We start from the raw sequence: 26185 nt of genomic DNA on the forward strand, positions 1-26185 counted from the left end.
GTGCCTCCATGCCGAACCTGCCCGATGTCGTGCTGTGGTCGATACCCGCCTTCGTGCTGCTCACCGTGGTCGAGATGATCAGCGTCCGCCTCCACCCGGACGAGGAGGCCGCCGGGTACGAGGCGAAGGACGCCGTGACGAGCGTCGGCATGGGGCTCGGGAGCCTGGTCTTCGACTTCTTCTGGAAGATCCCCATCGTCGCCCTCTACACGGCGATCTACGCACTCACCCCCCTGCGCGTGCCCGTCCTGTGGTGGACGGTCCCGCTCATGCTGCTCGGGCAGGACTTCTTCTACTACTGGTCCCACCGCGGCCACCACGTCGTCCGCATCCTGTGGGCCTGTCACGTCGTCCACCACTCCAGCGAGAAGTTCAACTTCACCACCGCGCTGCGCCAGCCCTGGACGACCCTCACCGTCTGGCCGTTCTACGTCCCGCTCGTCGCCCTCGGCGTCCACCCGGCCGCGCTCGCGTTCTGCTCCTCCGCCAACCTCGTCTACCAGTTCTGGATCCACACCGAACGCATCGACAAGCTGCCCCGCTGGTTTGAGTTCGTGTTCAACACGCCCTCCCACCACCGCGTGCACCACGCCTCCCAGGGCGGCTACCTCGACCGCAACTTCGGCGGCATCCTCATCGTGTGGGACCGGCTCTTCGGCTCGTTCGTCCCGGAGGTGGAGCGGCCCGTCTACGGGTTGACGAAGAACATCAACACGTTCAACCCGATCAAGGTCGCCACCCATGAGTACGTGGCGATCGTCAAGGACATCAGGACGGCGAGCGGTTGGCGCGAGCGCGCGGGACGGGTGTTCGGGGGACCGGGATGGCAACCGGCCCGGCCTTCCCCCGACGCCCCGGCGCCGGTCGGGGAGAGCAGCGCGGCGTGACCCTTCGACCCGGAGCCCTTCGACCCGGAGCCCTTCGACCCGGAGCCCTTCGACCCGGAGTCCTCCAGCCCGGAACCCTCCTACCCCGAGCCCTCCTCACCGCCTTCGTCCTCGCGACCGCCGTCGACCTCGGTTCCCTCGCGGCCGGCTGGCCCCCGGGGCACACCGTCGCCAAGCCGCTCCTCATGCCCCTCCTCACCGCCTGGGCGGCCACCGGCGGCGCACCGCCGCTGCTCCTCGCCGCCGTGCTCTTCGGCTGGGGCGGCGACGTGCTCCTCCTGTCGGACGCCGGCCCCGCCTTCCTCGCCGGCATGGCGAGCTTCGCGGCCGGACACATCTGCTACCTCGTGCTCTTCACGCGGTACGGCCGCCCCCGCGCGCGGGCCGGCCTCCTCGCCCCGGCCTACGCCGCCGTCCTCGTCGCCACCCTCGTCCTCCTGTGGCCCGGGCTCCCGCCGGACCTGCGCGTCCCGGTCGCCGCCTACAGCACCCTCCTCACCGCGATGGCCCACACGGCCGCCACCCGCCTCGGCCCCCTCGCCGGCGCCGGCGGTGTGCTCTTCCTGCTCTCCGACACCCTCATCGCCACCGGCGTCGCCGACTGGCCGCAGCCCCCGCGCCCCGACCTGTGGATCATGCTGACGTACGCCGCCGCGCAGTTCCTGCTGGTCCGGGGCGCCCTCCGGGAACGCGCGACGCCGCGGACGGCGTACCGTGAAGCGCGCTCGACCACCCCCTGAGCGCACCCACGCACCCGCACGAGAAGGACCCTCGCCATACGCGCCACCACGATCCACGCCCGCTACGACATGAGGGTGGAGGACGTGCCCGACCCGGTGGTGCAGCTGCCCACGGACGCCGTCGTGCGCGTGCTGCGCGCCGGCCTGTGCGCGGTCCTCGCCGCCAAGCGGCTCGGCGCCGAGCGGATCATCGCCCTCGGACGCCACCGGGTCCGTACGGACATCGCGCGCCGTTTCGGTGCCACGGACGTCGTCGCCGCGCGCGGGGTCGAGGCCGTCGCGGCCGTCCGCGAACTCACCGGCGGCCAGGGCGCGCACGCCGTCGTGGAGGCCGTCGGCACCGAGCAGTCCATGCGGACCGCGGTCGGCATCACCCGCGACGGCGGCGCCGTCGGCTACGTCGGCGTCCCGCACGGCAGCGGCACCGGACTCGACCTGGGCGTCATGTTCGACCGCAACCTCACCCTGCGCGGCGGCGTCGCCCCGGTCCGCGCCTACATCCCCGAGCTGCTGCCCGACGTCCTCGACGGCACGATCGACCCGTCCCCCGTCTTCGACCTCACGGTGGGCATCGAGTCGGTACCCGACGGCTACCGGGCGATGGACGACCGCACGGCGTTGAAGGTCCTGGTCACCAACTGAGCAGAGGGGTGGTGAACAGAGGGGCCGGTGCAGGGGCGCGCGAAGCAGCGCGACCGGCCACCAGTGCGCGGCACGCGCACGACGGCAGGTCACGCGCCCCGGAGGCGCTCATCCCCACGCCGCCGGATCGACCCCCCAGGGACCCGGCGGCCGTCGCCAGTGCGCCGGACCCCCCTCGAAGAACACCGGCGACTTCGCATACCGCAGCCGCCCCACCGCGCTGTCCGTCTCCCCGAGCCACTTCTCGGCCCCAGCCCCGGCCTCCTCGGCCTCCCCAACCTCCCCGGCCTCACCGTCACTCCCGGCGCCGCCCATGAGCAGCGCGGCCGTCCGCGCCAGCGCCACCCGCACGAGCCGGCTCCCGCCGTCGTACGCCTGCTCGGTCAGCGCCCGCAGCACGCCCGCCGCCAGCAGATATCCGCTGCCGTGGTCGAGGGCCTGCGCCGGCAGCGCACCCGGCCGCCCGTCCGCGCCCTCGACGGCCGCGATGCCGGTGGCCACCTGGACGAGGCTGTCGAAGCCCCGCCGGTCCCGCCACGGCCCGTACGCGCCCCACGCCGACACCTGCGCCACCACCAGCCCCGGCCGCCGCTCGGCCAGCGCCTCGGGGGAGAGGCCGAACCGGTCGAGGGCGCCCGGCCGGTAGCCCGTGACGACGACGTCCGCGTCCGCGAGCAGCTCCTCGAGGCGCCGCCGGTCCGCGACCAGGTCGAGCAGGGCCGAGCGCTTCCCGAAACCGGTGTCGACGTGCTGGTCGGGAAGCTCCGGCAGCCGGGGCGGGTCGACCCGCAGGACGTCCGCGCCGAGCAGGGCGAGCGTGCGGGTGGCGACCGGCCCGGCCAGCACCCGGGTGAGGTCCAGGACGCGCAGCCCGGCGGCGGGCAGCAGGGGAGCCCCGGCAAGCTCGGGGAACGTCCGCGCGCGTGCGCCGTCCAGCCGGCCGCGTTCGACGAGCGGCCGCGCGGCGACCTCGGCCGCCTGCGGGTGCGCCGCCCACTCCTCGGGCGTGCGCAGCGCGACGGCGAGACCCCCGGCCTCGTACACCGCGTCCTCGACGTCCCGCGCGGACCGCCCGGCCATCGCGTCCGCCACGGCGGCCGGGTCGTCCGGCACGCCCAGCGTCCTCAGCAGCCGTTCGCGGTGGTGCGGATAGTTGGCGTGCGTACGCACCCAGCCGTCCGCCGTCCGCCAGAACCGCGACAGCGGCGCGAACGGCACCGGCCCCCGCCCGTCGATCAGCAGGTGCCGCTCACTGGTGAAGGCGGTCGCCACCGCCCCGTCGTCCACCCGCACCCCGGGCACCCGCGCGAGCCCCGCGCGCAGCGCCCCCAGCTCGGCCCCGGCCAGCGCGCACGCGCCCACGCAGGCCCGCGCCAGCTCCCGCACGGGCAGCCGGGCGGGCAGCGCGTCCGCGCGGACGACGGCCGACACGCGGGCGAGCCGGGCGGGGTCCCCGCCCAGCTCCGACCACACATCATTGATTGATGTCATGACTACAGTGTGCAGTATTGACTCAATCAATATACGGGCCGCCGGGGCCGCGTCTCAGGGACGCCGTGCAGGCGCTACTTGACGGCCCGCAGCGCGTTCACCACCCCGTACCCGAAGAACCCGTTGACGCGCTTGCCGCCGACGCAGGTCGCGTCCACCACGCCGTCGCCGTTGCCGTCGTACGGCTCGGCCGGGCAGCCCGGGTTGTCCGCCTGCGCCTTGAGCAGGGCCTGCAGCTGGGCCGGCGACGCGAACGGGTGCGTCGACTTCAGCAGCGCGGCCACGCCGGCCACGTGCGGGGACGCCATCGACGTGCCCTGGAGGAAGCCGTACGTGTTGTTCGGCAGCGTCGACAGGATGCGGCCGTTGGCCGACGGCGTCTCCGGGATCTGGTACTTGTCGCCTCCCGGGGCGGCCACGTCGACCGCGCCCAGACCGTAGCTGGAGTAGTACGACTTGGTGCCCTTGACGCCCGTGGCACTGACCGTGACCACACCCGGCAGCTGGGTCGGCACGTCGAAGCACTCGTGCGGGTCGACCGTCCGTGTCACCGGCGTGGAGTCGTCCGGGCTGGACGAGTCCTCCAGCGCGTCGGCGTCCAGGTCGTGGTTGCTGTTGCCCGCCGAGGCCACGTTGAGCGTGCCCTTCCTCTGGGCGTACAGCTGGGCCCTGTTGACCGCGTCCACAATGGCTCGCTGGTCGGGGTCGTCCATGCAGTTGTACAGCCACGGATCAACGTAGTAGCTGTTGTTCGTGATCTCCACGCCGTGGTCGGCGGCGAACACGAACGCGCAGACGACGTTCTCCGGGTAGAAGAGGCCGTCCTTCGGGTCGCTCACCTTGATGCCGGCGACCTTCACCCCGGGGGCGACGCCCGCCACACCTATGCCGTTGCGGGCCGCGGCTATCTCACCGGCGACATGCGTGCCGTGGTAGTCGTCCGCGGTGTACGGCCGCCAGGCGCCCTCGCTGGTGTCCGCGACACCGCCGACGCAGTTGGCCGACTGGGACGCCGAGAAGTTCGGCGCGAGGTCCGGGTGGGTGTCGTCCACACCGGTGTCGATCACGGCGACCGTGACCCTCTTGCTGCCCGGGTTGATCCCGGCGGCCCTGTCCGCGCCGATGGCCCGCAGGTCCCACTGGTCGGCCTCGAGCGGCTCGCTCTGGCCGGCTGCGTCGGAGGCCTTCTCGATCTTGGCGGCCTCCGCCTTCGACAGGACCTGCACGGCCCCCTCGTCGGTGGTCCCCGCCGCGCTGAGCGGCGCGGTGCGCGTCGCACCCGCCGACTGCACCCCGCGCACCGCGCGGATGCGCGGACCGAAGTCGGGGTTCGCGGAGTGCACGACGAGCACGCCGATCCTGTCGTACGACGCCACCAGGGTGCCGCCGGCCGCGGCGACCGCCTTCTTCACCGACGCGATCGTGCGGTGGTCCACCTTCGTGTTGACGACATACGCCAGCGTCCCGGCCTCGGCGGCCTCGGCGGTCGACACCGCGGCCGACACCGAGGGCGAGGCCGGAGTCGCGGTGGCGGCCGTCGGCAGGAAGCCGACGGCGGCGGTCAGCGACAGCACGACGGGCACCGCGAGAGCGAGGCGGCGTCTGGAAGGCAGATGAGCCATGGGGTCTCCACATCATCCGGAAGCGAGACCGGCCCGGACGCGGGTCGCGCCTGGGCAGGTACATGACGGGTGGTGCTGCGTCGAAGCTATCTCCCCGACTCGCCGCCCAGCAACGGCCATCGCGGCGATCAAGGCGGCGACTTACGAAAGAAACCGATCGGGTTGAACCCGCTCTAGCGTGCCGCCGTGCCCTTGGACAGGGAGCCGTGCACCATCGAGCCCCCGCCCGACCCGCCGTCCGCAAGCGAGGAGACTCCGTGGCCACCGAGACACCGCCCCCCTCGAAGACCCAAGCCCAACTCCCCTCCACCGAGGAGTTCGTCGCGGTGCAGGAGAGCGCGGAGTTCGGTGAACTGCGCGGCTCCTACCGCGGGTTCGCGTTCCCGCTGACCGTCGGCTTCATCGCCTGGTACCTCCTCTACGTCCTGCTCTCCAACTACGCGGGCGACTTCATGGGCACCAAGCTCTTCGGCAACGTCAACATGGCCCTCATGCTCGGACTCGCCCAGTTCCTCACCACGTTCCTCATCGCCTGGTGGTACGCGCGCACCGCCGCCGCCAAGTTCGACCCCAAGGCCGACGCCATCAAGTCCCGGATGGAGGGCGGCGCATGAGCCCCGTGCAGCACACCACCCTGCTCGCCGCCGGCGAGGCGAGCGAGCACCGGCCGCTGATCATCACCCTGTTCGCGGTCTTCGTCGCGGCGACCCTCGTCATCACGGTCTGGGCGGGCCGGCAGACCAAGGACGCGGCCGACTTCTACGCGGGCGGACGCCAGTTCACCGGATTCCAGAACGGACTCGCGGTCTCCGGCGACTACATGTCCGCCGCGTCCTTCCTCGGCATCGCCGGCGCCATCGCCCTCTTCGGCTACGACGGCTTCCTCTACTCCATCGGCTTCCTCGTCGCCTGGCTCGTCGCCCTCCTCCTGGTCGCCGAGCCGCTGCGCAACTCCGGCCGCTACACCATGGGCGACGTCCTCGCCTACCGCATGCGCCAGCGCCCGGTCCGCACCGCCGCCGGCACCTCCACGATCGTCGTCTCGATCTTCTACCTCCTCGCCCAGATGGCCGGCGCCGGCGTCCTGGTCTCGCTGCTCCTCGGCATCACCAGCGACGGCGGCAAGATCGGCATCGTCGCCCTGGTCGGCGTACTGATGATCGTCTACGTCACCATCGGCGGCATGAAGGGCACCACCTGGGTCCAGATGGTCAAGGCGGTCCTGCTGATCGCCGGCGCCCTGCTCCTGACCTTCCTGGTCCTGCTGAAGTTCGACTTCAACGTCTCCGACCTGCTCGGCTCGGCCGCCGACAACAGCGGCAAGGGCGCCGCCTTCCTGGAGCCCGGCCTGAAGTACGGCGCCACCGGCACCACCAAGCTGGACTTCATCTCCCTCGGCATCGCCCTGGTCCTCGGCACCGCCGGCCTGCCGCACATCCTGATCCGCTTCTACACCGTCCCCACCGCCAAGGCCGCCCGGAAGTCGGTCATCTGGGCCATCGGCCTCATCGGCTCCTTCTACCTGATGACCCTCGCCCTCGGCTTCGGCGCCGCCGCGCTGATCAAGCCGGACGAGATCATCGCGTCGAACAAGGCCGGCAACACCGCCGCACCGCTCCTCGCCCTCCACCTCGGCGGCGTCGACTCCAACTGGGGCGCGATCCTGCTCGCCACCATCTCGGCCGTCGCCTTCGCCACGATCCTCGCGGTCGTCGCCGGTCTGACCCTGGCCTCGTCCTCCTCCTTCGCGCACGACATCTACGCGAACGTGATCAAGAAGGGGCAGGCCGACGAGAAGCAGGAGATCAACGCGGCCCGCTGGGCCACCGTCGGCATCGGCGCCGTCTCGATTCTCCTGGGCGCCCTCGCACGCGACCTGAACGTGGCCGGCCTGGTCGCCCTCGCCTTCGCGGTCGCCGCCTCCGCCAACCTCCCCACCATCCTCTACAGCCTCTTCTGGAAGCGGTTCACCACCTCCGGAGCCCTCTGGTCGATCTACGGCGGCCTGGTCACCGCGGTAGGGCTGGTGCTGTTCTCCCCGGTCGTCTCCGGCAAGCCCACCTCGATGTTCCCGGACGTCGACTTCCACTGGTTCCCGCTGGAGAACCCCGGCATCATCTCCATCCCGGTCGGCTTCCTCCTCGGCATCCTCGGCACCCTCCTGTCGAAGGAGGAGCCCGACCAGGGCAAGTACGCCGAGCTGGAGGTCCGCTCCCTGACGGGCACCGGAGCCCACTGATCCCCTCCGGGAGCGCGGCCGCGTCGTGGATCCCCACGACGCGGCCGCGTCTTGCGTCGTGGGATCGGCCTCTCATGTTGTCAGTGGCGTCGCGTAGGCTCGCAGATGACGACAGGAACACGCGATCCACCATGGGGAGGGGGCCCACGTGCTCATCGACACCTACGGTCGAGTGGCCACCGACCTGAGAGTCTCGCTCACCGACCGCTGCAACCTGCGCTGCACGTACTGCATGCCGGAGGAGGGCCTGCAGTGGCTGGCCAAGCCCGACCTCCTCACGGACGACGAGATCACCCGGCTGATCGACATCGCGGTCTCCCTGCTCGGCATCGAGGAGGTCCGCTTCACCGGCGGTGAGCCCCTGCTGCGCCCCGGCCTGGTCGGCATCGTCGAACGCGTCGCGGCCCTGACCCCACGCCCCCGGATGTCCCTGACGACGAACGGCATCGGCCTGGGGCGCACCGCGAGCGCGCTCCAGGCGGCCGGTCTGGACCGGGTCAACGTCTCCCTCGACACGCTCCGCCCGGACGTCTTCAAGACCCTCACCCGCCGCGACCGTCACCACGACGTCCTCGACGGCCTCCGCGCCGCCCGCGACGCCGGCCTCACCCCGGTCAAGGTCAACACCGTCCTCATGCCCGGCCTCAACGACGACGAGGCCCCCGACCTGCTGGCCTGGGCACTGGAGCACGACTACGAACTGCGCTTCATCGAGCAGATGCCGCTGGACGCCCAGCACGGCTGGAAGCGCGAGGACATGGTCACCGCCGGAGACATCCTCGCCTCGCTCCGCACCCGCTTCGACCTCACCCCCGAGGGCCAGGACGAGCGCGGCTCCGCCCCCGCCGAACGCTGGCTGGTCGACGGCGGGCCGCACCGGGTCGGCGTCATCGCGTCCGTCACCCGCCCGTTCTGCGCGGCCTGCGACCGCACCCGCCTCACCGCCGACGGCCAGGTCCGCACCTGCCTCTTCGCCCGCGAGGAGACCGACCTGCGCGCGGCCCTGCGCTCCGGCGCCCCCGACGAGGAGATAGCCCGCCGCTGGCGCCTGGCGATGTGGGGCAAGAAGGCGGGAGCGGGTCTGGACGACCCGACGTTCGTCCAGCCGGACCGCCCGATGTCGGCGATCGGCGGGTGACGGGATTCAGCCGTCCTGAGCGTCCCACTCGCTCAGCAGGACCTGATCCTTCAGGAACCCCCGGACACCGAGGAACTGCGACAGATGCTCCCGGTGCTCCTCGCACGCCAGCCACGTCTTCCGCCGCTCCGGCGTATGGATCTTCGGGTTGTTCCACGCCAGCACCCACACCGCGGCGACCCGGCACCCCTTGGCGGAACAGATAGGAGTCTCGTCAGTCACAGTTGCGTCGTTCCGTCCCACAGGTACCCATACAAAAGGCGACGCCGAGCAGCCACGGGGGGAGCTGCCCGGCGTCGGTCCGTCGCTCCGACGGGGGATGCGGAGCGCGTACGAAGTATGTCACGGCCGACCCGTCGCACGGCACTGGAACAGCATGATTGATCTGAGCTTTTCCTGAGCTTCGCGCACAGGTCCGTCATGGCCGACGCTCGGCCCGCTCCTCCGGAACCGATTCCGTCCCGGAGCCGTCCGCCCCGGGCGGCGCGATCATGGGCCGCACATGGGCGGTGACGAACGTGGAGGGCAGACCCGGCGCGTTCTCCCGCCCCGCATTGGCGATCACCACCGCGATGTACGGCAGGACCGCGCCCAACACCAGCGCCACGAGGGCGACATGACGCTCCACGTTCCACAGGGTCGCCGCGAGGATCACCGCGACCGTACGGACCGTCATCGAGATCACGTACCGCCGCTGCCGGCCGCGCACGTCCTCCTGGAGACCCTGCCGGGCCCCGGTGATCCGGAACACCTGGGCTTTTCCGCCACCACCCTGCTTCCGCATCGCATTCCACCGTCCACCCACGTCGAACACTCCCCGGCACTCCACGTTACGCCGGGGCTGGGCCGCCTTCGAGACCGGGTCGCCCTGTACCCGGGCGAACCTCCTGCGCCGTAGCGCGTACGGCCGCACCCGACATGCGCCGTACGGGGTACGGAACAAGACTGTGGGCAATGCTCACGTCGAGCCGTACGAGGAGGCAGCCATGGGCTGGTTGTGGGCGATCATCGTGGGATTCGTACTCGGTCTGATCGCCAAGGCGATCCTCCCGGGCAAGCAGCACAGCCCGCTCTGGCTGACCACCATCTTCGGCATCATCGGCGCCGTGATCGGCAACGCGATCGCCCGCGGCTTCGGCGTCGAGGAGACCGCGGGCATCGACTGGTGGCGCCACCTCTTCCAGCTGGTGGCCGCGGTCGTGGTGGTGGCCCTGGGGGACAGGGCGTACATGGCGACCCTGGGCAAGAGGAAACAGCGGGCATGAGGCAACGGGCATGAGACAGCGGGCATGAAGAAGGAGGCGCCCCCGCAAGGGCGCCTCCCCGAGGCCTGCGCTCCCGTCACCGGGGCGGGGCTTACGCGCCCGTCACCTCGACGGCGGCAAGATTCTTCTTCCCCCGCCGCAGCACCAGCCACCGCCCGTGCAGGAGATCCTCCTTCACGGGCACCGCGTCCTCGGCCGTGACCTTCACGTTGTTCACGTAGGCCCCGCCCTCCTTCACGGTCCGCCGTGCTGCAGACTTGCTGGCGACCAGTCCGACCTGCGCGAACAGGTCCACCACCGGGCCCGGCTCGGCGACCTGGATGTGCGGCACCTCGGACAGCGCGGCCGCCAGCGTCCGCTCGTCGAGGTCGCCCAGCTCGCCCTGTCCGAACAGCGCCCGGCTCGCGGCGATCACCGCGGCAGTCTGGTCGGCGCCGTGCACCAACGTGGTCAGCTCCTCCGCCAGCGCCCGCTGGGCGGCCCGCGCCTGCGGCCGCTCCGCGGTCTCCCGCTCCAGCTCCTCCAGCTCCGCACGCGACTTGAAGGACAGGATCCGCAGGTAGCCGGAGATGTCCCGGTCGTCCACGTTCAGCCAGAACTGGTAGAACGCGTACGGCGTCGTCATCTCCGGGTCCAGCCAGACCGCGCCGCCCTCGGTCTTGCCGAACTTGGTGCCGTCCGCCTTGGTCATCAGCGGCGTCGCCAGCGCGTGCACGTCGGCCTGCGGCTCCAGCCGGTGGATCAGGTCCAGACCGGCCGTGAGGTTGCCCCACTGGTCGCTGCCGCCCTGCTGGAGCGTGCAGCCGTGGCGCCGGTAGAGCTGGAGGAAGTCCATGCCCTGGAGGATCTGGTAACTGAACTCGGTGTAGCTGATGCCCTGGTCGGACTCCAGGCGCCGGGCCACGGAGTCCTTCGTCAGCATCTTGTTGACGCGGAAGTGCTTGCCGATGTCGCGCAGGAACTCGATCGCGGACAGACCCGCGGTCCAGTCGAGGTTGTTGACCATCACGGCCGCGTTCTCGCCCTCGAAGGACAGGAACGGCTCGATCTGCGCACGCAGCTTGCCGACCCAGCCGGCGACCGTCTCCGGGTCGTTCAGCGTGCGCTCCGCCGTGGGGCGCGGGTCGCCGATCAGTCCCGTGGCCCCGCCGACCAGCGCCAGCGGCCGGTGACCGGCCTGCTGGAGCCGGCGCACGGTGAGCACCTGCACCAGGTGCCCCACGTGCAACGAGGGCGCGGTCGGGTCGAAGCCGCAATAGAACGTGACGGGGCCGTCCGCGAGCGCCTTGCGCAAGGCGTCCTCGTCGGTGGACAGGGCGAACAGGCCCCGCCACTTCAGCTCGTCGACGATGTCCGTCACGGTTCTCGTATCTCCTTGGGGTGGGCTCGTGGTCAGTACGAGGTTATACGCCCTGACTGACAGAGCTCATATTGAAGTCCGGCACCCGCAGCGCGGGCATCGCAGCCCTAGTGAACCAGTCGCTCCACTCCCGGGGCAGCGTCTTTTCCGTGCGCCCGGCCTCCACCGCCCGGCCCAGCAGACCGACCGGCGACTCGTTGAACCGGAAGTTGTTCACCTCGCCGACGACCTCGCCGTTCTCGACGAGGTACACCCCGTCCCGGGTCAGACCGGTCAGCAGCAGGGTCGCCGGGTCCACCTCGCGGATGTACCACAGACAGGTCAGCAGCAGCCCGCGCGTGGTGCTCGCGACCATCTCCTCCAGGGAGCGGTCCGCACCGCCGTCGAGGATCAGGTTGTCGATCGCGGGCGCCACCGGCAGCCCGGTCAGACCGGCGCTGTGCCGGCTGGTGACGAGGTTCTTCAGCACCCCCTCGCCGACCCACTCGGTGGCGGCCAGCGGCAGCCCGTTGTCGAACACCGACGAGTCGCCCCCGGAGGAGTGGGCGAGGACGAAGGGCGCCGACTCCAGGCCGGGCTCGTGCGGGTCGCTGCGCAGGGTCAGCGGCAGCTCGGACAGCCGCTCGCCGAGCCGGGTGCCGCCGCCGGGCTTGGAGAACACCGTCCGCCCCTCGGCCGCGTCCCGGCCCGACGCCGACCACATCTGGTAGATCAGCAGGTCCGCGACGGCGGTCGGCGGCAGCAGCGTCTCGTACCGCCCCGCCGGCAGCGCGATCCGCCGCTCGGCCCAGCCGAGACGTACGGCGAGCTCGGCGTCGAGCGCCGCCGGGTCCACGTCCTTGAAGTCCCGCGTGGAGCGCCCGGCCCAGGCCGACCGCGTACGGTCCGGGGACTTGGCGTTGAGCTCCAGCGTGCCGTTCGGCTGGTCGTGCCGCAGCCGCAGGCCCGTGGAGGTGCCCAGGTACGTCGACACCAGCTCGTGGTTGGCGAAGCCGTACAGCTCCCGGCCGCCCGCACGCGCGCGTGCGAAGGCCTCGCCCAGCGCGGGCGCGAAGTCGGCGAACACCGCGGACGAGGTCTCCGCGGGTGCCTCGGTGAACTCCGGAACCACCACCTCACCGGTGACCAGCGGCTGCGCGTCCTCGGCGGCCCCGGCGCCGCGCGCGGCGGCCTCGGCGGCCCGCACCAGCGGCTCCAGCTCGTCCGCGGTCACCGCCGTCCGCGAGACGACCCCGGAGGCGGCGCCCTCCTTGCCGTCGACCGTGGCGATCACGGTGAGCGTGCGCGAGCGGGTGACGCCGTTCGTCGTCAGCGCGTTGCCGGCCCAGCGCAGGTTCGCCGTCGACTGCTCGTCGGCGATCACCACGCACCCGTCGGCCCGCGACAGCGCGAGGGCGCGCTCGACGACCTCGTGCGGCTTGTTCGTACGGGCGCTCATCGGCCGGCCTCCTGCGTGGTGTTCAGAATGTTGACGCCCTTGAACAGGGCCGACGGGCAGCCGTGCGACACCGCCGCGACCTGCCCCGGCTGGGCCTTGCCGCAGTTGAACGCGCCGCCGAGCACATAGGTCTGCGGGCCGCCCACCGCGGCCATGGACCCCCAGAAGTCGGTGGTCGTCGCCTGGTAGGCCACGTCCCGCAGCTGCCCGGTGATCCGCCCGTTCTCGATCTTGAAGAACCGCTGGCCGGTGAACTGGAAGTTGTAGCGCTGCATGTCGATGGACCACGACCGGTCCCCGACGACGTAGATCCCGCGGTCGACGCTCCCGATCAGGTCCTCGGTCGACATCCCCGCCGGATCGGGCCGCAGCGACACGTTCGCCATCCGCTGCACCGGCACGTGCCCGGGGGAGTCGGCGAAGGCGCACCCGTTGGAGCGGCCCAGGCCGGTCAGCTTCGCGATCCGCCGGTCCAGCTGGTAGCCGACGAGCGTGCCGTCCTTCACCAGGTCCCAGGACTGGCCCTCGACGCCCTCGTCGTCGTAGCCGACCGTCGCCAGGCCGTGCTCGGCGGTGCGGTCACCGGTGACGTTCATCAGGTCGGAGCCGTAGCGCAGCTTGCCGAGCCGGTCGAAGGTGGCGAAGGAGGTGCCGGCGTAGGCGGCCTCGTAGCCGAGCGCCCGGTCCAGCTCGGTGGCGTGCCCGATGGACTCGTGGATGGTCAGCCACAGGTTGGACGGGTCGACGACCAGGTCGTACAGTCCGGCCTCCACGCTGGGCGCCCGCATCTTCTCGGCGAGCAGTTCCGGCATCCGCTCCAGCTCGTCGTCCCAGTCCCAGCCGGTCCCGGTGAGGTACTCCCAGCCGCGTCCCACCGGCGGCGCGAGCGTCCGCATCGAGTCGAACTCACCGCTGGACTCGTCGACCGAGACCGCCGTCAGCGAGGGGTGCAGCCGCACCCGCTGCTGGGTGGTCACCGTCCCCGCCGTGTCCGCGTAGAACTTGTTCTCGTGCACGGTGAGCAGCGAGGCGTCGACGTGGTTGACGCCGTCGGCCGCCAGCAGCCGGTGGCTCCAGTCGGCGAGCAGCGCGGTCTTCTGCTCGTCCGGCACGGTGAACGGATCGATCTCGTACGCCGAGATCCACGTCCGGTCCGTGTGCACCGGCTCGTCGGCCAGCTCCACCCGCTCGTCGGACCCGGCGGCCCTGATGACCTGCGCGGACAGCTTGGCCATCGCCACGGCCTGCGAGGCCACCCGGGCGGCCGCGTCCATCGTCAGGTCCACGCCGGACGCGAAGCCCCACGTACCGCCGTGCACCACCCGCACCGCGTACCCCAGGTCGGTCGTGTCCGAGGACCCGGACGGCTTGGCGTCCCGCAGCCGCCACGACGCGCTGCGCACCCGCTCGAACCGGAAGTCCGCGTGCTCGGCCCCGAGCGCACGCGCACGTGCGAGGGCGGCGTCGGCGAGGGCGCGCAGAGGTAGGGCCGTGAAACTTTCGTCGATGGTATGAGGCACCTACGTATCTCCCTGGTGTCGTCGCGTGTGTGTCCCCGATCATGTCGCGCCGGGCGGCCGTCGGACCACACCTTTCGGAGCGCCTGCCGCAAAGTTTCTGTAGGGACCCCACAGTGAGTCCCGTGCCCCACTGTCGGTGCCCGAATGTCCGCGCGCACGGCCGGACCGATAGGTTTCGAGGGAAGCCGCCTGCCGTCCAGGTCCCGGGCAGGTGTGTCAGACCCCTATCGAAAGGGTGATCCGTTGAGCCGCTCGGTTCTCGTCACCGGAGGAAACCGGGGCATCGGCCTCGCCATCGCCCGCGCGTTCGCCGACGCCGGCGACAAGGTCGCGATCACATACCGCTCGGGCGAACCGCCGCAGGCCCTCACCGACTTGGGCTGCCTGGCCGTCAAGTGCGACATCACCGACGCCGAGCAGGTGGAGCAGGCCTACAAGGAGATCGAGGCCGAGCACGGCCCCGTCGAGGTCCTGATCGCCAACGCCGGCGTCACCAAGGACCAGCTCCTGATGCGCATGTCCGAGGAGGACTTCACCTCGGTCGTCGACACCAACCTCACCGGCACCTTCCGCGTCGTCAAGCGGGCCAACCGCGGCATGCTGCGCGCCAAGAAGGGCCGGGTCGTCCTCATCTCGTCGGTCGTGGGGCTCTACGGCTCGCCCGGTCAGGCCAACTACGCCGCGTCCAAGGCCGGCCTCGTCGGCTTCGCGCGCTCCCTCGCCCGTGAGCTGGGGTCGCGCAACATCACGTTCAACGTCGTCGCGCCCGGTTTCGTCGACACCGACATGACCAAGGTGCTCACCGACGAGCAGCGCGCGGGCATCGTCTCGCAGGTCCCGCTCGGCCGGTACGCGCAGCCGGAGGAGATCGCCGCGACGGTGCGGTTCCTCGCCTCGGACGACGCCTCGTACATCACTGGAGCCGTCATCCCCGTTGACGGCGGACTGGGAATGGGTCACTGATCACCATGAGCGGAATTCTCGAGGGCAAGCGCGTCCTGATCTCCGGTGTGCTGATGGAGTCCTCCATCGCGTTCCACGCCGCCAAGCTGGCCCAGGAGCAGGGTGCCGAGATCATCCTGACCGCGTTCCCGCGGCCGACGCTGACCGAGCGCATCGCCAAGAAGCTGCCGAAGCCCACCAAGGTCATCGAGCTCGACGTGACGAACGACGAGCACCTGGGCCGCCTGGCCGACGTCGTCGGCGAGGAGCTCGGCGGTCTCGACGGCGTCGTGCACTCCATCGGCTTCGCGCCGCAGGACGCGCTCGGCGGCAACTTCCTCAACACGCCGTTCGAGTCGGTCGCCACGGCCATGCACGTCTCGGCGTACTCCCTGAAGTCGCTGACCATGGCCTGCCTGCCGCTGATGCAGAACGGCGGCTCGGTCGTCGGTCTCACCTTCGACGCGCAGTACGCCTGGCCGCAGTACGACTGGATGGGCCCGGCCAAGGCCGCCCTGGAGGCCACCAGCCGCTACATCGCCCGCGACCTGGGCAAGCAGAACATCCGGTGCAACCTGATCTCCGCGGGCCCGCTCGGCTCCATGGCCGCCAAGTCCATCCCGGGCTTCAGCGACCTGGCCGCGGTGTGGGACACCCGCTCCCCGCTGGAGTGGGACCTGAAGGACCCGGAGCCGGCCGGCAAGGGCATCGTCGCCCTGCTCAGCGACTGGTTCCCGAAGACCACCGGCGAGATCATCCACGTCGACGGCGGTCTGCACGCCATCGGCGCCTGACGCCACCCCTCTTCCGTGTCACCCGTCCGGCCTATCAGGCCGGGCGGGGCACCCTCGCGACCAGGCACGATGAAGTGCGCGTTCACCTCCGCGCAGCCCTCCCCAGCCCTGCCGAGGAGGTTCGCCTGTGCGTCTGTTCCGTGCTCTCGCCCCCCTGACCTCCGCCGTCGCGCTCGTGCTCTGCGCGCCCCATCAGGCGCTGCCCCATGAGCGTCCCGACCCCTTCGGCGCGGAGTGCCGCATCGCCGTCGACGGCTCCCATGTCGTCGCCCACTGCCACAACCCCTACGTCGACACCGACCGCGTGACGCTGCACATCGAGTGCGCGCGCTGGTGGGACCTCGACACCGACGGCACCCCCGTCGACGCCGGCCCCGCCCTGACCGTACGGCTCACCGGGCGCTGCTGGAAGGAGGTCGACCGGGCCTGGGTCACCCACGAGAGGGTCTGAGCCGGCCGCCGCTGAGCCGGCCTCGGCCGGCCTCCTCCGGGCCGACGGCCGCCGGGCCGGGTCTCGGCGTCCGCCGCTCAGCCCGCGCCGGCCTCCGTGACCCGGCCCGGACGGCAGGACAGCGGATAGCCGGCCGCCTGTGCCGCGGCCGTCTCCGCGTCACCCGCGCGGATCGCGTCCATCAGCCGGGTGTGGTCCATGTACGTCTCCGGCGTCAGCCGGTCGCCGACGTCCTCGCGCAGCCAGTCCCGCAGCACCTCGCCCAGGTCGGCGTGGAGCGCGGTCATGACGTCGTTGTGCGAGGCGGCCACCACCGCCAGGTGGAAGGTCGCGTCGGCGGCCACGAAGGCCTCCGCGTCCCCCGACTCCCAGGCCTCCTCGCGCCGCCGCAGCAGCGCGTCCAGCTGCTTGAGGTCCTTCTCCGTGCGCCGCTCGGCCGCGAGCCGCGCCGCCCCCGACTCCAGGTTGGAGCGCAGCTCGGCGATGTGCCGGGGGTCGGCGTCCGCGAACCGCCGGTGCATGACACCGGCCAGCTCGCTGGTAGCCACGACATACGTCCCCGAGCCCTGCCGGATGGCCAGCAGCCCGTTGTGCGCGAGGGCGCGGACGGCCTCACGGACCGTGTTGCGCGCGACGCCCAGCTGCTCGACCAGCTCGGGCTCGGTGGGGATCCGCGAGCCGACCGGCCACTCGCCCGAGGTGATCTGGTGGCGCAGCTCGGCGATGACCTGCTCGGAGAGGGCCGAGCGACGGGGATGGCTCAGGGGCATGGCACACCTTCTCACAGGGCTCACAGGGCGTCACAAGGCTGGACAGGTATTCATCCCATGATTCTATGATGGGCGGCATGGCCAGCGAGGACACCAGGACGACCAGCACGACGACACCCCTGCCCACCCGTACGCCGGTGGCCGTCTCCGGCCCGCGCTCGGGCACGCGCGCGTGGCGTCCCCGACTGCTCATGGCCGGCATCGTGCTGGCCGCGCTCAACCTCCGGCCCGCGATCACCAGCCTCGGCGCGCTCCTGGAGGAGGTCCGCGACGGGCTCGGCATGAGCGGCACCATGGCCGGGCTCCTCACCTCCGTGCCCCCGCTGTGCTTCGCCGTGTTCGGCGTCACGGCCCCGCGCCTCGCCCGCCGCTTCGGCCCGGGCGCGGTGGTCTGCGCGGGCATGGCGGCGATCACCGCAGGCCTGCTGATACGGCCGTACACGGGCGGTACGGCCGGGTTCCTGGCCGCCAGTGCCCTCGCCCTGATGGGCATCGCCGTCAGCAACGTCCTGATGCCGGTCGTCGTCAAGCGGCACTTCCCCGACCGGGTCGGCTCCATGACCGGGCTCTACTCGATGGCCCTCGCCCTCGGCACCTCGGCCGCCGCCGCGGTCACCGTGCCGCTGACGGAGGCCCTGGGCGGCGGCTGGCGGCCCGGCCTCGCCCTGTGGGCGGGCCCGGCCGCTGCTGCCGTACTGCCGTGGCTGCTCTTCGCCCGGGACGCCCGGCAGCGGCCCGAAACGCCCGCCCGGGCCGGGCAGCGGTCCGAATCGCCCGCCCGGGCCGGGCAGCGGTCCGAATCGCCCGCCCCGGCCCAGCCCGCGCCCGACGCACCGGCCGCCCCGCACGCACGCGTGGAGCGACCGGACGGACTGCGCATCACGCGCAGCCGCACCGCCTGGGCGCTCGCCGTCTTCTTCGGCCTCCAGGCCACCGCCGCCTACATCACCATGGGCTGGATGGCCCAGATCTTCCGGGACGCGGGCGTGTCCGCGGGCGAGGCCGGCCTGCTGCTCGCGGTCACCATGGCGATGGGCGTGCCCCTGGCCTACGTCATCCCGCGCGTCGCCTCCCGGCTGCCGCGGCAGGGCCCGATCGTCGTCGTGCTCGGCGTCTGCGGCCTCGCCGGTTACACGGGTCTCTACCTCGCGCCCGCCGAGGGGGCCTGGGCCTGGGCCGTGCTGCTCGGTGTCGCGAACTGCGCCTTCCCGCTGGCCCTCACCATGGTCGGCATGCGCGCCAGGACCGGCGCGGGCGTGGCCCAGCTGTCCGCGTTCGCGCAGAGCACGGGCTATCTGATCTCGATCCCGGGCCCCCTCCTGGTCGGCGTGCTCTACCAGCACAGCGGCGGCTGGGCGCTGCCCCTGGGGCTCATGGCGGCGCTCATGCTCCCGCAGATGGCCGTGGGCGTCCTGGCGGGCCGCCCCGGCACGGTGGAGGACGAGGCGGCCGCCCGCTGACCCCGGCAGCCGTGCGGCGGACCACGGGTGCGACACTGGGCGCATGGTGCTCGACCCGAACCCCCAGAACGGCCAGAAGAAGATGCTGATGGTCTTCGGCTCGTTCCTCGCCATCTTCGTGATCATCGCCGTCATCGCCACGATCGCCGCACCCTGAGGGTGGGGTTAACCCCCCTGTCCCCTAGGGGGTGAGGGTCAGGGTCAAGTGGGTGGATCACCGGATGGGCTGCGGGCCGCCGATTCCGTAGCTTCGAGATGTGGCCGTACGACGCGGACCACGGACCGCTCGAAGACGACCGGAGGCATCCATGTCGGCCCCAGTGCTCACCCGGCCCCGCCCGACCGCCGCCCGGGCCCGGATCGACGCCCGGCTGCCCTGGTGGGCCCTCGCCCTGCCGACCCTCGCCTTCATCACCCTGCTCGTCCTGATACTGAACCCCTCGGACGCCCACGCCACCGGCGGCGACCCGGCGATCACCCACCTCGTCGAGCGCGTGCAGCTCCTCCTCGCGCGCCAGCCGTGACGAGCACGCCCCGACCGCACTCCGCGCCCCCGGGGAGAGCGGCAAAGCCCCATGTCAACTCCCTGCGCCCCATGGCCTGTTTCATGCGAAGCTGGGACGCATGAGCGTCGCAGAACCCCGCAGGATCGTCCTCTTCCGGCATGCGAAAGCCGACTGGCCACAGGTGAACGACCACGAGCGCCCGCTCGCCGAGCGGGGCCGGAAGGACGCCGCCGTCGCCGGACGCAGACTGGCTGACAGCGGCATTCCCCTCGACCTGGCGCTGTGCTCCACCGCGGTCCGCACCAGGGAGACATGGAAGCTCGCCGTCCACGAACTCCCGCACCGGCCGAAAACGGTCTACGAGGAGCGGATCTACGAGGCCTCCCCGGGCGAGCTGATCGCCCTGCTCAACGAGACCCCGGACGACGTGCGCAGCGTCATCCTGATCGGCCACAACCCCGGCGTCCACGCCCTCACCGACATCCTGACCGACTCGGCCGGGAGCGAGGCCCACGAGCGCATGACCCGCCGTGGCTTCCCGGCCTCCTCCTTCGCCGTCCTCACCTTCGACGGCTCCTGGAAGTCCCTGGAGCCGGCCGTCGCCACGCTCACCGACTACTGGGCGCCCGAGGAGTGACCCGCCCGGCACGGGCGGACACGCGAGGGCCCGGCGCCTTTCGGTACCGGGCCCTGCCTGTCCCTCCGAGGCCTCCTCGACGTCGAGGTGCCGCTCGGCGCCGCCCTACTCGGTGTGGGTCTCCGCCGCCTCGACCTCTTCACGGGTGATGCCCAGCAGATACAGGACCGTGTCGAGGAAGGGCACGTTCACCGCCGTGTGCGCCGCCTCGCGCACCACCGGCTTGGCGTTGAAGGCCACCCCGAGACCGGCCGCGTTCAGCATGTCCAGGTCGTTGGCGCCGTCACCGATCGCCACGGTCTGCGAGAGCGGTACGCCCGCCTCCGCGGCGAACCGGCGCAGCAGCCGCGCCTTGCCCGCCCGGTCCACGATCTCGCCGGTGACCCGGCCGGTCAGCCGGCCGTCGACGATCTCCAGCGTGTTGGCCTGGGCGAAGTCCAGCCCCAGCCGCTCCTTCAGATCGTCGGTGACCTGGGTGAAGCCGCCGGAAACGACCCCCACCTGGTAGCCGAGCCGCTTCAGGGTGCGGATCAGGGTGCGCGCCCCCGGCGTCAGCCGGACCTCGGCGCGCACCTTGTCCACCACCGAGGCGTCCAGCCCCTCCAGCAACGCCACCCGCGCGTGCAGCGACTGCTCGAAGTCCAGCTCACCGCGCATCGCCGCCGCCGTCACCTCGGCGACCTTGTCCTCGCAGCCGGCGTGCGCCGCGAAGAGCTCGATCACCTCGTCCTGGATCAGGGTCGAGTCGACGTCCATGACGACGAGCCGCTGGGCCCGCCGGTGCAGACCGGCGTCCACCACGGCGACGTCCACCCCGAGCGCCCGCGCGTCCGTGACCAGCGCGGTGCGCAGCGGCCCGGTCTCCACCCCCGAGATCGCGAACTCGACGGCGGTGACGGGGTACTTGGCGAGGCGGAAGATACGGTCGATGTTGCCGCCGGCCGTGGCGATCTTGGCGGCGACCTTGGCCGTGGCCTCCGCGGTCAGGGGATGACCGAGGACGGTCACCAGGGAGCGACCGAGCCCGCGCGGACGGTTGTCACCGACGCCCGAGATGATCTCTGCCTGCATCTTGATCGACTCGGCCCAGCTGTGGACCGTGCGGCGGAGGTCACCCTCCAGCGACCGCGGTGGCGCGGTCACGAGCGCGCACAGCACCATCCGGCCACGGGTGACCACCTGCTCGATGTCGACGACGTCGACGGAGTAGGCCGCGAGGGTGTCGAAGAGACCGGCCGTGATGCCGGGCCTGTCCTTGCCGAAGATCTTGACAAGGAGCGTGGGGGCATCAGAGGACGAGGTCGGCGAAGTCTGCGAAGCTCTCATGATGTATCCCACCGTATCCGGCACCCAGTGCCTTTCGCCGCAGAGGTCCGTCTAGCGGACACGGAACAGTGGGCGAACCGGTGATGTCGGCTTCATGAAGTCCGCCGATCGGTCCGGTGGGGCCGGTCGCTCCCGCTCGGCGCGGCCGGGCGCTCCTGCTCACGGGAACCGGGCGATCCCGCTCACCGGGGCCGATCGGGCCGCTTCGGCGGCGGCGCGGGAGGAGACGGCGGCGCGGGAGGCGGCCCGTCCTCCCCGGCGGAGCCCCCGGGCCTCGGAGAAGCCGTCCCGAGCGGCCCGTACGGGCCGCTGCGCCCGCCCGGCCCCGCCACGGTCGGCGCACCGGACACGTCCCCCGGCCGCCGCCCCCCGGCCGAAGGCCCCGCCCGCCCGTCGTCACCGGGCGGCACCGGCCCGCCCGCACCCCGCCCACCGTCCGGACCTGACCGCCCCGGCCGCTGGCCCCGCCGCTCCTCGGGCCGCGCGTCCTCCGGCTCCGGTGGTCCGCCCGGCTCCCGCATCCCTCGCGGCACCCGGAGATACGGATTGGTCGCCGGATTCGGCACCCGGTAGGAGGCGCTCGGGGCATACGGCCCCGCCTCCGCCCCGGCCTGCCGCACGGCTCCGCCCCCCCTCCCGTGGGCCCCACTCCCGTACGCGCCGCGCCCGTGCGCTTCGCCGCCGGACGAGTCACCGCCGTACGCGCCACCCTCGTACGCGTCATCTGCGTACCCCGCACCCCCCGCCCGCACGTCACCGAGTGCCAACGGCGCGGCACGCCGTCCCGCCGCGCCCGTGGCGCACGCCAGCAGCGCCCCCGCGGCCCCCGCTCCGGCCCCCCACGCCGCCCCGAGGAGCAGCGCCGTGCCGAGATGCCCGTGCAGCTCGATCCCGGCCCCGAAGGCGTCGAACCCCAGCACGGACAGCGAAGCATCCGCGGACACCCCCGTCAGCAGCCCGAGGGACGGCAGCGCCACCGCCGTCACGGCACCCAGCCGTACGGCGCACCCCCCGACGAACCCCCCCACCCCGGCCCCGCCCGGCCCGGCACCCGCCGCCGCTCCCCGTAACGGCGTCCGCACCGCCACCAGCACCCCCGCGAACAGCATCATCACGGCCGTGGCCACCACGAGCAGCCATACCCGGCCGTCCAGGCCGGCCAGGCGGCCGACGGTGACCGGCTGGTCGGTGCCGACCGTGAGGAGCCGGTCGAGGGGGGCCGGCAGGACGTGCGTGAGGGCTCCCGTGGCGCGGCCCTCCCAGGGGACGAACAGGCCGATCGAGACGCCCAGCCACACCCCGTTCGGCGCGCCGAGCAGCGCCGCTCCCGCGATCCGTCGGGGATGGGCGTCGCCGATCGCCGCGTACGCCGCCGCCGCGAAGCCGGCCGCCACGGCGACCAGCAGCACGCAGACCACGGCGGACACCGCGGGCCGCACCACCCGGTGCACCGCCTCCCACCCGCGCGGCAGCGGGGTGCGGCGCGAGGCCAGCAGCGCGATCAGCAGGATGCCCGTCGACCACAGGAGCCCGCCCAGCACCGTGGGTGCCGTATCGACGGTGAAGCCGACCGCCGCCTTCGCGTCGATCAGATCCCCGATCCGGTCGGGCAGCAGCCCGCCGAGATCCCCGAGCCCGGGGATCTGCAGGCCGCCCCCGGTGCCGCCCCCGCCGGGCGGGGCGTCCAGCCCCAGCGCACCGCCGTCGAACGTGATCACGTCGTGCCCCGCCCAGGCCAGCCCGCCCAGCATCGCCACGAACAGCGCGACCACCGCGCCCGCCCGGGCGAGGAGTTCGCCCGGTGCGACGACGACCCCGGCCGCGCGCAGGGACCGCAGGAACAGCCACGACAGCAGCAGCGCGCCGACCAGGCCCACGCCCAGTGGCGTGATCTCGACGGCGGTGTTTGCTTCGGCCCCCGTGAGGCCGAAGGCCGACACATCGCCCGACGGCGTGACGGATCCGCCCGCCCCGAGAGCCACCACGGCCGCCGTCATCGGGCCCAACGAGCCCGCCGCGTCCGCGCCGAGCAGATGCAGACCGAGCGCCGCCGTCCCCGCCATCCCGATCAACGCCCAGCTCACGCAGGCGATCGCGGCCAGTGCCACGTCCGGCCACGGCACACCGCCGCCGTGCCGCGCGCGCCCGTAGCTCTCCACCCCAGTGCCGGCACTCATGCAGACCCCCCGATCCGCGGCGCGGTTCGGCGAAGATCGCCGTATCCGTCCCCCTCGCGTGCGTTTACCACTCTCCGGGGCGATTTCAACCCCGTCAACGGGAACGGCCGATGTGCTCGTGCAAGCTCCTGGCGAGGCCCGACTTTCGGTCAGGGGGCCGGTACTGAAATAGTTCCCGACGATGTTCGACATCCCTAGACTCCCTGTGACGGGGGTAACTCGGGGGACTACTCATGGGGCATGGAGTGCCGGAACTCGTACTGGAATTGAACGGACGTACCTGGACGCTCGATCCGTCCAGGTCATACACCCTCGGACGTGATCCGCAGGGGGACATCGTGTTCGAGGACGCCAGGGTCTCCTGGCGCCACGCCACCGTCAGCTTCGACGGCCGCAGTTGGGTCGTCGAGGACCACGGCAGCACGAACGGCACCTTTGCGCAGGGACAGCGGATCAGCCGGCTGGAGGTCGGGCCCGGCTCGGCGCTGCACCTGGGCAACGCCAACGACGGCCCGCGCGTGACGCTGTCGGGGGCGCAGGCGCCGGCCGCGCAGCCCCGGCAGCAGCCCTACGCCGCGCAGACCGCGAACTCCGGCTGGGCCGCGCCGCCGCAGTCCGCGCAGGCCGGCTGGCAGCCGCCGCAGCAGTCCGCGCCGCAGGTCCCGCAGCAGCAGGGCCCGAACGAGCCGTACGCGCAGCATGTGTCCGGCGGGGGCGCGGGGGCGCCGCCGGTCCACGGAGACCGCAGCCCGACCACGTTCCACCAGTTCTCCCTCGGCCGCGTCATGCGCATCGGCCGGGCCCTGGAGAACGAGCTGGTCGTCTCCGACCTCCAGGTCTCGCGCAACCACGCCGAGTTCCGCTCCATGCCCGACGGCAGCATGGAGATCCGCGACCTCGGCTCGCACAACGGCACCTACGTCAACGGTCAGCCGATCCCCAAGGGCGGCACCCAGCTCCTGGGCCCGGCGGACATCGTCGGTGTCGGCCACTCGACGTTCCGGATCGTCGGCGACCGGCTCGAGGAGTTCGTCGACACCGGTGAGGTCTCCTTCTCCGCGCGCCACCTCACCGTCACGGTCGACGGCGGCAAGCAGATCCTCAAGGACGTCTCCTTCGGCGTCCCGGAGAAGTCCCTGATCGCGGTGATCGGACCGTCCGGTTCCGGCAAGTCGACGCTGCTCAAGGCGCTGACCGGCTACCGCCCGGCCAACCAGGGCGACGTCCTCTACGACAACCGGAACCTGTACAAGCAGTTCGCCGAGCTGCGCCAGCGCATCGGTCTCGTCCCGCAGGACGACATCCTGCACAAGGAACTGACCGTCAAGAAGGCCCTCAAGTACGCGGCCAAGCTCCGCTTCCCGGCCGACACCACGGCCGCCGAGCGCGAGGCCCGGATCGACGAGGTGCTGCGCGAGCTGAAGCTGGACATCCACAAGGAGAAGAAGGTCACCTCCCTCTCCGGCGGCCAGCGCAAGCGGGTCTCGGTGGCCCTGGAGCTGCTCACCAAGCCGTCGCTGATCTTCCTGGACGAGCCCACCTCGGGTCTCGACCCGGGTATGGACCGCGATGTCATGCAGCTGCTGCGCGGCCTCGCCGACGACGGCCGCACGGTCCTCGTGGTGACCCACTCGGTGGCCGAGCTGGCGCTGTGCGACAAGCTGCTGGTGATGGCGCCGGGCGGTGCGGTCGCCTACTTCGGGCCGCCGGAGGAGGCGCTGAACTTCTTCGGCTACGACACCTGGGCCGATGTCTTCTCCGCCTTCGAGAACTACCGCGACTACGACTGGGCGGGCCGCTGGAAGGGCTCGCAGCACTACCAGATGTACGCCGCGGACATCGACGCCGTCGCGCCGCAGTCCGTACAGATGCCGCCCATGCAGGCCATGAGGCCGCCGAAGCCGCAGGGCTGGATGTCGCAGTTCATGACGCTGGTGCGCCGCTACACCTCGGTGATCGTGTCGGACAAGGGCTTCCTCGCCCTCTCGGTGATCCTGCCGGTCGTCCTCGGCTCGGTGAGCCTGCTGATCGACTCGGGCAACAGCCTGCTGCCCAACCCGGTCAACCCCAAGAGCGGCCGGATCATCCCCAACGGCACGGCCACCACGGTGCTGCTGATCCTCGCGGTCGGTGCCTGCTTCGCGGGCGCGGCGAACTCCGTCCGTGAGCTGATCAAGGAACGGGTCATCTACGAGCGTGAGCGCGCCACCGGCCTGTCGCGCTCGGCGTACCTGATGTCCAAGGTGTTCGTGCTCGGTGTGGTCACCGTGATCCAGGGGCTGCTGGTCGGTGTCATCGGCTTCTCCAGCCGGGAGATCCCGCAGGAGGGCCTGATCCTCAAGAACGCGCCGCTGGTCGAGCTGTGCCTGCCGATCATGGCGCTGGGCTTCACCTCGATGATGTTCGGCCTGATCATCTCCTCCCTGGTGAAGACGGCCGAGAAGACCATGCCGCTGCTGGTCATGTTCGCGATCATCCAGGTGGTCTTCACCGGCTGTCTGTTCGCCCTGAGCGGCTCGATCGGCGTCAACGAGTTCTCGTACCTGATGCCCTCGCGCTGGGCGGTCGGCGCGGCCGGTGCCACGCTGGACTTCAACAGGATCAGCCCGCCCAAGGACGGCGGCGACAACGACCCGCTGTGGGAGCACACGGTCGGCGCCTGGAGCCTGGACATGATCGCGCTGATCGCGCTCGGGGTGATCTGCGCCTTCTTCGTGGCCCGCTTCCTGCGCCGGCACGAGCCCGAGGTCATGCGCAAGTAGTCCGTCCCGTACGACGCC

25 protein-coding genes are annotated in these 26185 nt (G+C 71.8%); 15 read left to right on the forward strand and 10 right to left on the reverse strand.

What is annotated here, in order from left to right:
• The first annotated feature begins 8 nt into the window (after nt 1–8).
• From U5640_RS34755 to U5640_RS34765, 3 genes are read left to right on the forward strand one after another with little or no spacing between them, the layout of a single operon-like run.
• Nucleotides 9–887, forward strand: coding sequence for a sterol desaturase family protein (locus tag U5640_RS34755; RefSeq protein WP_340381678.1), 879 nt, complete (start codon nt 9–11; stop codon nt 885–887).
• Nucleotides 884–1627 (forward strand): lysoplasmalogenase, encoded by a 744-nt coding sequence (locus U5640_RS34760; protein WP_340381680.1) that lies wholly within the window; start codon nt 884–886, stop codon nt 1625–1627. The genes U5640_RS34755 and U5640_RS34760 overlap by 4 nt, the downstream gene beginning before the upstream one ends.
• 36 nt (nt 1628–1663) lie before the next feature.
• Complete coding sequence (locus U5640_RS34765; RefSeq protein WP_340385509.1) at nt 1664–2269, forward strand: zinc-binding dehydrogenase; 606 nt, start codon at nt 1664–1666, stop codon at nt 2267–2269.
• A gap of 108 nt (nt 2270–2377) precedes the next feature.
• Here the strand turns inward: U5640_RS34765 and U5640_RS34770 are convergent, their stop codons facing one another.
• Together U5640_RS34770 and U5640_RS34775 are read right to left on the reverse strand one after the other, a co-directional pair.
• Nucleotides 2378–3760 (reverse strand): CoA transferase, encoded by a 1383-nt coding sequence (locus U5640_RS34770; RefSeq protein ID WP_340381682.1) that lies wholly within the window; start codon nt 3758–3760, stop codon nt 2378–2380.
• Between the two features lie 74 nt (nt 3761–3834).
• The gene (locus U5640_RS34775) at nt 3835–5382 is read right to left on the reverse strand and encodes a S8 family serine peptidase (RefSeq protein ID WP_340381683.1); all 1548 of its coding nucleotides are present in this window, start codon (nt 5380–5382) and stop codon (nt 3835–3837) included.
• A gap of 257 nt (nt 5383–5639) precedes the next feature.
• Here U5640_RS34775 and U5640_RS34780 point away from each other — a divergent pair, with 257 nt between their 5' ends.
• The 3 genes from U5640_RS34780 (at nt 5640) to moaA (ending at nt 8759) form a co-directional block, all read left to right on the forward strand.
• Nucleotides 5640–5996: a DUF485 domain-containing protein gene (locus U5640_RS34780; RefSeq protein ID WP_340381685.1), complete on the forward strand. Its 357-nt coding sequence runs from the start codon at nt 5640–5642 to the stop codon at nt 5994–5996.
• Nucleotides 5993–7621 (forward strand): cation acetate symporter, encoded by a 1629-nt coding sequence (locus U5640_RS34785; RefSeq protein WP_340381687.1) that lies wholly within the window; start codon nt 5993–5995, stop codon nt 7619–7621. The genes U5640_RS34780 and U5640_RS34785 overlap by 4 nt, the downstream gene beginning before the upstream one ends.
• Nucleotides 7622–7769: 148 nt before the next feature.
• Nucleotides 7770–8759, forward strand: coding sequence for a GTP 3',8-cyclase MoaA (moaA, locus tag U5640_RS34790; protein ID WP_340381689.1), 990 nt, complete (start codon nt 7770–7772; stop codon nt 8757–8759).
• A gap of 6 nt (nt 8760–8765) precedes the next feature.
• On the opposite strand, the gene U5640_RS34795 is transcribed toward moaA, so the two are convergent.
• Nucleotides 8766–8981 (reverse strand): hypothetical protein, encoded by a 216-nt coding sequence (locus U5640_RS34795; protein ID WP_340381691.1) that lies wholly within the window; start codon nt 8979–8981, stop codon nt 8766–8768.
• Nucleotides 8982–9177: 196 nt separating this feature from the next.
• Nucleotides 9178–9543: a DUF3099 domain-containing protein gene (locus U5640_RS34800; RefSeq protein WP_340381693.1), complete on the reverse strand. Its 366-nt coding sequence runs from the start codon at nt 9541–9543 to the stop codon at nt 9178–9180.
• A gap of 202 nt (nt 9544–9745) precedes the next feature.
• Here U5640_RS34800 and U5640_RS34805 point away from each other — a divergent pair, with 202 nt between their 5' ends.
• Nucleotides 9746–10024: a GlsB/YeaQ/YmgE family stress response membrane protein gene (locus tag U5640_RS34805; RefSeq protein WP_055636400.1), complete on the forward strand. Its 279-nt coding sequence runs from the start codon at nt 9746–9748 to the stop codon at nt 10022–10024.
• A gap of 91 nt (nt 10025–10115) precedes the next feature.
• On the opposite strand, the gene tyrS is transcribed toward U5640_RS34805, so the two are convergent.
• The 3 genes from tyrS to U5640_RS34820 are packed head-to-tail and all read right to left on the reverse strand — an operon-like array spanning nt 10116 to nt 14342.
• Nucleotides 10116–11384, reverse strand: coding sequence for a tyrosine--tRNA ligase (gene tyrS / locus U5640_RS34810; RefSeq protein ID WP_340381694.1), 1269 nt, complete (start codon nt 11382–11384; stop codon nt 10116–10118).
• Nucleotides 11385–11427: 43 nt separating this feature from the next.
• Nucleotides 11428–12822 (reverse strand): metallopeptidase TldD-related protein, encoded by a 1395-nt coding sequence (locus tag U5640_RS34815; protein WP_340381696.1) that lies wholly within the window; start codon nt 12820–12822, stop codon nt 11428–11430.
• The gene (locus U5640_RS34820; protein ID WP_340381698.1) at nt 12819–14342 is read right to left on the reverse strand and encodes a TldD/PmbA family protein; all 1524 of its coding nucleotides are present in this window, start codon (nt 14340–14342) and stop codon (nt 12819–12821) included. The genes U5640_RS34815 and U5640_RS34820 overlap by 4 nt, the downstream gene beginning before the upstream one ends.
• A gap of 243 nt (nt 14343–14585) precedes the next feature.
• On the opposite strand from U5640_RS34820, the gene fabG reads away from it, so the two are divergent.
• The 3 genes from fabG (at nt 14586) to U5640_RS34835 (ending at nt 16529) form a co-directional block, all read left to right on the forward strand.
• Entirely contained in the window at nt 14586–15305 is a 720-nt protein-coding gene (gene fabG / locus U5640_RS34825; RefSeq protein WP_340381699.1) for a 3-oxoacyl-[acyl-carrier-protein] reductase, read from the forward strand.
• 5 nt (nt 15306–15310) lie between these two features.
• A complete protein-coding gene (fabI, locus tag U5640_RS34830) occupies nt 15311–16078 on the forward strand; it encodes an enoyl-ACP reductase FabI (RefSeq protein ID WP_340381700.1) in 768 nt (255 codons plus the stop codon).
• A 127-nt stretch (nt 16079–16205) separates the two neighbouring features.
• On the forward strand, nt 16206–16529 hold the full coding sequence (locus U5640_RS34835) for a hypothetical protein (protein WP_340381701.1): 324 nt from the start codon (nt 16206–16208) through the stop codon (nt 16527–16529).
• 77 nt (nt 16530–16606) lie between these two features.
• Here the strand turns inward: U5640_RS34835 and U5640_RS34840 are convergent, their stop codons facing one another.
• Nucleotides 16607–17299 carry a FadR/GntR family transcriptional regulator gene (locus tag U5640_RS34840; RefSeq protein ID WP_340381702.1) on the reverse strand — a complete coding sequence of 231 codons (693 nt, stop codon included), beginning with the start codon at nt 17297–17299 and terminating at the stop codon, nt 16607–16609.
• A gap of 65 nt (nt 17300–17364) precedes the next feature.
• On the opposite strand from U5640_RS34840, the gene U5640_RS34845 reads away from it, so the two are divergent.
• From U5640_RS34845 to U5640_RS34860, 4 genes are all read left to right on the forward strand, one after another.
• Nucleotides 17365–18759, forward strand: coding sequence for an MFS transporter (locus tag U5640_RS34845; protein WP_340381703.1), 1395 nt, complete (start codon nt 17365–17367; stop codon nt 18757–18759).
• Nucleotides 18760–18802: 43 nt separating this feature from the next.
• Nucleotides 18803–18916, forward strand: coding sequence for an SGM_5486 family transporter-associated protein (locus U5640_RS34850; protein WP_099054046.1), 114 nt, complete (start codon nt 18803–18805; stop codon nt 18914–18916).
• Between the two features lie 151 nt (nt 18917–19067).
• Nucleotides 19068–19283, forward strand: a complete 216-nt coding sequence (locus U5640_RS34855; RefSeq protein WP_340381704.1) for a hypothetical protein — start codon at nt 19068–19070, stop codon at nt 19281–19283.
• A gap of 100 nt (nt 19284–19383) precedes the next feature.
• Nucleotides 19384–19902, forward strand: coding sequence for a histidine phosphatase family protein (locus U5640_RS34860; protein ID WP_340381705.1), 519 nt, complete (start codon nt 19384–19386; stop codon nt 19900–19902).
• A gap of 105 nt (nt 19903–20007) precedes the next feature.
• Here the strand turns inward: U5640_RS34860 and serB are convergent, their stop codons facing one another.
• A complete protein-coding gene (gene serB, locus U5640_RS34865; protein ID WP_340381706.1) occupies nt 20008–21228 on the reverse strand; it encodes a phosphoserine phosphatase SerB in 1221 nt (406 codons plus the stop codon).
• A 182-nt stretch (nt 21229–21410) separates the two neighbouring features.
• Complete coding sequence (locus tag U5640_RS34870; protein WP_340381707.1) at nt 21411–23405, reverse strand: streptophobe family protein; 1995 nt, start codon at nt 23403–23405, stop codon at nt 21411–21413.
• Between the two features lie 233 nt (nt 23406–23638).
• On the opposite strand from U5640_RS34870, the gene U5640_RS34875 reads away from it, so the two are divergent.
• On the forward strand, nt 23639–26167 hold the full coding sequence (locus U5640_RS34875) for an FHA domain-containing protein (RefSeq protein ID WP_340381708.1): 2529 nt from the start codon (nt 23639–23641) through the stop codon (nt 26165–26167).
• Nucleotides 26168–26185: the final 18 nt, after the last annotated feature.

Origin of the sequence: Streptomyces sp. SS7 (genome assembly GCF_037993025.1) — a bacterium.
Lineage (GTDB): Bacteria > Actinomycetota > Actinomycetes > Streptomycetales > Streptomycetaceae > Streptomyces.